The following is a 5196-nucleotide window of genomic DNA, read 5'->3' as shown; positions in this document are numbered from 1 at the left end:
TGGAGGCCGCCTTAGCCCAGGCGGAAGCCCGGGTGCGGGAGGCCCTTTTGGCCACGGGGATCAAGGCCCGGGTCCTCCGGGGCTTTCCCGCCCAGGTGGTGGCGGGGGAGGCGCAGAAAAGCCGCCTGGTGCTCCTGGGGCAACGGGGGACGGGGACCCTCGAGGCCCTGGCCCGGGGGGGCCTAGCCCGCTACCTCCTCCACCGGGGGGAGGTGCCTGTCCTCCTCTTGCCCAAGCCCCTAACCGCCCCCAAGCGCATCGCCGTGGGCCTGGACGAAAGCCCGGCAAGCCTCGCCGCCTTCCGGGTGGCGGAGGCTTGGGGCAAGGCCCTGGGGGCGGAGGTCTTCGCCCTGCATCTGGTGAGCGGCAAGGGGGGCTGTTGTTTCCCCACCTACCTGGACCCGGAAAGGCTTTCCCTGGCGGAGGTGTTGGAGCGGGCCAAGGGCTTCCTGGAAGGACTCCTCAAGGCCACGGGGGTGGTGGAGGTATCCCCCGGAGAGAACGAGCTGGACCTGGTGCGCCTGGTCCAGGCCCGGCAAGCCGACCTTTTGGTCCTGGGCTCCAAGGCCAAAAGTACCTGGCGCCACCGCCTGGGGCGCATGGTGGAGGTGCTCGCCGCCCAAAGCCCCCTGCCCCTTTTGGTGGTTCCCGAGGCCACGGTCTGGTAAGGTAAGGCCCATGCGCCGCGGGCCAGGGTGGTTCCTCCGCCTCTCCGCCTACTGGTTCGCCACCAGCTTCAAGTGGTTCTTGGTCCTTCTGGTACTCCTCCCCGCCAAGGTGGCGGAGCTTTCCCCCCCCGAGGAGAAGGCGAGCCGCCTGGGCTTCCTCTTCGCCTTGGGAGCGGTGATGGCCATTTTGGGCCCTCCCGTCATGGGGTACCTTTCCGACCGCTTGGGGAAAAGGCGGCCCTTTCTCCTTTGGGGTAGCCTCCTCACCGCCTTGGCCCTCCTGCTCCTCGCCCACGCCCCGAGTTACGGGGTTCTCCTCCTTGCCTATCTCCTCCTCCAGGTGGCGGACGACCTGGCCACGGGGCCCTATAGCGCCCTCATCCCCGACCTGGTGGCCAAGGGGGAGCGGGGCCTGGCCTCGGGGTACATGGGGGTGCTCCAGGTCTTCGGCCAGGTCCTGGGGGGGGCGGTGGGCTTCCTCCTCCCCCTTGCCCCCCAGGCCTATTTGGCGGCCTTGGTAAACCTCTTGGGAGCGAGCCTAAGCCTCCCCTTGGTGCCCGAAACCTTGCCCCGCTCCTCCCAACGCCCCTTCCTCCAGGCCATGGCCGCTCCCTGGCAAGACCGGGACTTCCTCCTCGTCTACCTCACCCGTTTCCTTGTCATGCTGGGCTTCTACCTGGCCCAGACCTACCTCCAGTACTACCTGGCGGACGTGGTGCGGACCTTCCAAGCCCTGGGCCGGACCCTCACCCAAGAGCCCTTCCAGGCGGTGGCCCTTCTGGGCCTCCTCATCTCCTTGGGAGCGGGGTTTGCCAGCGTGCCCGCCGGCCGGGCCTCGGACCGGTTTGGCCGCAAGCGCCTCATCTACCTCTCGGGGGCGGGGCTTGGGGCCCTGATGCCCTTCATCCTCCTTTTTCCCCGCTACGACCTCCTCCTCGCCCTTTCCCTCCTCTTCGGGCTCTTCTACGGCATCTATCTGGCGGTGGACTGGGCCCTGGTGGCGGACGTGCTGAAAGACCCCGAGGCCCACGCCACGGACATGGGCCTTTGGCAGACCTCCATCGTGGTGCCCCAGGTGCTGGCTGGGGCCTTTGGCCGGCCCCTGGACCTCCTCAATGCCCGGGAAGAGGGCCTCGGCTACCTGGTCCTCTTCCTCCTGGCCGGGGGTTTCTTCCTCCTCGGGGCCTTTTTGGTGGCCCCCATCCGCCGGGCCCACTAGCGGGCCGAACTTGGAAAAGATGCCTTCTGAACGCATTGACACCTATTCCCTCCCCGGGTAGGATAGGACCGGTTTTCTTGGGGGGTGAAAATATGCGCTTTCTTTTGGGCATATCCCGCGCTATCGACGCCGCCACGGAGGCTGTTGGACAGGTGGTGGTCTGGCTGGTCTTGCTCGTGACGCTCCTTTCCGCAGGAAACGCGTTGATGCGCTACCTTTTCCACTACAGTTCCAACGCTTACCTCGAGGCCCAATGGTACCTCTTTAGCCTCATCTTCCTCTGGGGCGCTGGCTGGACTTTAAAGCACAGGGGTCACGTTCGGGTGGACGTCCTTTACTCTCGCCTTCCCCGCAAGGGGCAGCTTTGGATTGACCTTCTCGGCACCATCTTTTTCCTCATGCCCATGGTGGTGCTCATCCTCGTGTTGTCTTGGCCCATCGTGGCGGAGTCGGTGCGAATTCAGGAAATGTCCCCCGATGCAGGCGGTCTACCTCGCTGGCCCATCAAGCTCGCTTTGGTCATCGGCTTCGTTCTCCTTGGGCTTCAAGGCATCTCGGAAATAATCAAGATAAGCCTGGCTTTGGCCGGAAAGATTGAAATAAAAGAGGAGAGCCAAGAGGAGGTGGTTTGATGCCCTTTGAATGGATGGCCCCTTTAATGTTTGTAGCCCTAGTGGTGGTGTTGCTTTTGGGCTACCCTGTGGCCTTCTCTTTGGGAGCCGTGGGTTTGGGTTTCGCCCTAATAGGGATGCAGTATGGGCATATCAACCTGGGGCTACTCCAGAATATTCCCTTACGCATCTTTGACACCATGCAGAACCAGCTCCTCCTCGCCGTCCCCTTTTTCACTTTTATGGGCTTGGTTCTGGAACGCAGCGGGATGGCCGAGGACCTCTTGGACACCCTCGGCCAACTGTTTGGCTCCGTACGAGGGGGATTGGCCTACGCCGTCATCCTGGTGGGCGCTTTGCTGGCCGCCACCACGGGTATCGTGGCGGCCAGCGTGATCGCCATGGGGCTCATTTCCCTGCCCATCATGCTTCGCTACGGGTACTCTACCCGCTTGGCCACGGGGGTTATCGCCGCCAGCGGCACCCTGGCCCAGATTATCCCCCCGAGCCTAGTGCTGATCGTGATGGCCGACCAGCTGGGGGTATCCGTGGGGGACATGTACCGAGCCGCTTTTGTGCCCGGTTTCATGCTGACTGGACTTTACGTTTTCTACGTGCTCCTTCTCACTCTTCTCCGTCCCCAGGTCGCCCCTGCCCTTCCCCCTGAAGCCCGCCCCTACTCAGGGTATGAACGGGGCGCGCTTTTGGGACTGCTCAGCTATGTGGTCCTCGCCCTCGTCCCTTGGGGGCTAACGCTTTGGGGATGGTCCAATACCGCCTTTTTGGATCTCGTTCTCCTGTTGGTGGGTGTGGGCTTGAGTTTTTATCTGTATGTGCGGAACCCGCTCTTCGCTCGCGTCTTGCGGGTGATGATACCCCCATTGGTCCTGATCTTTTTGGTCTTGGGAACCGTTTTTCTTGGAGTCGCCACCCCCACCGAGGGGGGGGCCATGGGGGCTGTGGGGGCGCTGTTGTTGGCCCTCCTAAGGGGCCGCCTCACCAAGGACGTCCTTGTCCAAGCCATGCGCGAGACCGCCAAGCTGACCAGCTTCGTGGTGTTCATCCTTGTGGGCTCGCGCATCTTTAGCCTGGTGTTCTATGGCGTGGACGGGGACCTTTGGGTGGAACACCTGCTGGCAGGGCTACCGGGAGGCCAGCTGGGGTTCTTGATCCTGATCAACGTTTTCGTCTTCTTCCTGGCCTTCTTCCTGGATTACTTTGAGATTGCCTTTATCATTTTGCCGCTGTTGGCACCCGCCATAACGGCGCTGGACATCAACCCCGTTTATTTTGGCGTCCTCCTCGGGGTCAACCTGCAGACCTCTTTTATGCACCCTCCCTTTGGCTTCGCCCTCTTCTACCTGCGCAGCGTAGCCCCTCCCTCGGTGAAGACCGTGGATATCTACTGGGGCGCGGTGCCGTTTATTCTCATCCAGCTCCTGATGGTGGGCTTGCTCCTGATATTCCCGGGCATTGTCCTTCGGTCCCTAGGCCCAGCCTGAAGCGTGTAAGCGTATGGGGCCGGCAATTCCGCCGGCCCCCCATGCGCTTATACCCCCTAAAGAGCCGGGAAGGCGAAGGTTTCGTAGCCCAGTTCCGCCACCCCGAACCAGCGGTACTGCTCCTCCCGGAAGGCCTTCCAGGCGGTGTAGACCTTGCGGTAGGTGGCGTCCTTGGCCGCCTCCTCCTCGTACCAGTCAAAGGCCGCCTTTTGGGCCGCCTTCATGATCTCCGCAGGCCACTTCCTCAAGCGCACCCCCGCCTTGATGAGGCGCTGCAGAGCGGGAGGGTTTACCCGGTCATACTTTGCCAGCATAGAGAGGTTGGCCTCAGCGGCTGCCACCTCAAAGGCTTGCTGGTACTCTTTGGGGAGCTTCTGCCACTCCTTCAAGTTTACGTAAAAAGAAAGCTGGGGACCGGGCTCCCAGAAACCCGGGTAGTAGTAGTACTTAGCCACCTTGTAGAACCCCAACTTCTCGTCGTCGTAGGGCCCTACCCACTCCGTGGCGTCAATGGTGCCCCGCTCCAGGGCTGGGTAAATATCCCCTCCCGCCAGGACCTGGGGCACCACCCCCAGGCGGCTCATCACCTGGCCCCCGGGACCGGGAATGCGCATTTTTAGGCCCTTGAGGTCGGCCAGGGTCTTGACCTCCTTGCGGAACCACCCCCCCATCTGCGCCCCGGTGTTGCCCCCAGGGAACTGGATGATGCCGAAGTCGGCAAAGATGGAGCGGAAGAGCTCAATCCCGCCCCCATAGTACATCCAGGCGTTCTGCTGCCGCGCGGTGAGGCCGAAGGGCACCGCGCAGTCAAAGGCCAAGACCTGCGCTTTGCCCACAAAGTAATAGCTGGCGGTGTGCCCGGCTTCCACCGTGCCCTGCTGCACCGCGTCCATCACCTGGAGGCCAGGCACGATCTCACCCGCCTGGTAAGGCCGGATCTGGAAGCGGCCTCCCGTTAGGGCAGAAACCCTTTCCGCCAGAACCTCCGCCGCCCCGTAGATGGTGTCCAGGCTCTTGGGGAAGCTGGAGGCCAGGCGCCAGCGGATGCTGGGCTGCGCCTGGGCGAACACCGGGCCAAACGCCGCGCTGGCTGCCACGCCGATACCCGCCTTCTTTAAGAAATCACGCCGCTTCATTTTGACCTCCTTAGCGGTCCGAGGGGATTATACCCCACCAGGGGGCTAGGTGCGCAAGTC

Annotated in this window: 5 protein-coding genes; 4 read left to right on the top strand and 1 reads right to left on the bottom strand. The window is 63.0% G+C overall.

What is annotated here, in order from left to right; all coding sequences use genetic code 11:
• From QT17_RS14895 to QT17_RS10225, 4 genes are all read left to right on the top strand, one after another.
• A partial coding sequence (locus QT17_RS14895; RefSeq protein WP_039459745.1) for a universal stress protein occupies window positions 1–668 on the top strand: 668 nt, incomplete at its 5' end.
• Between the two features lie 10 nt (window positions 669–678).
• Window positions 679–1887 carry an MFS transporter gene (locus tag QT17_RS10235; RefSeq protein WP_039459744.1) on the top strand — a complete coding sequence of 403 codons (1209 nt, stop codon included), beginning with the start codon at window positions 679–681 and terminating at the stop codon, window positions 1885–1887.
• A 92-nt stretch (window positions 1888–1979) separates the two neighbouring features.
• On the top strand, window positions 1980–2519 hold the full coding sequence (locus QT17_RS10230; RefSeq protein WP_039459742.1) for a TRAP transporter small permease subunit: 540 nt from the start codon (window positions 1980–1982) through the stop codon (window positions 2517–2519).
• Window positions 2519–4000, top strand: coding sequence for a TRAP transporter large permease subunit (locus QT17_RS10225; protein ID WP_039459747.1), 1482 nt, complete (start codon window positions 2519–2521; stop codon window positions 3998–4000). Before QT17_RS10230 ends, QT17_RS10225 begins: the two co-directional genes overlap by 1 nt.
• A gap of 56 nt (window positions 4001–4056) precedes the next feature.
• Here QT17_RS10225 and QT17_RS10220 read toward each other — a convergent pair whose 3' ends face one another.
• Window positions 4057–5136, bottom strand: coding sequence for a TRAP transporter substrate-binding protein (locus QT17_RS10220; RefSeq protein WP_039459740.1), 1080 nt, complete (start codon window positions 5134–5136; stop codon window positions 4057–4059).
• Window positions 5137–5196: the final 60 nt, after the last annotated feature.

Origin of the sequence: Thermus sp. 2.9 (genome assembly GCF_000794385.1) — a bacterium.
Lineage (GTDB): Bacteria > Deinococcota > Deinococci > Deinococcales > Thermaceae > Thermus > Thermus thalpophilus.
The sequence above is the reverse complement of the archived record's forward strand: the minus strand, read 5'-3'. Positions and strand labels throughout refer to the sequence as shown.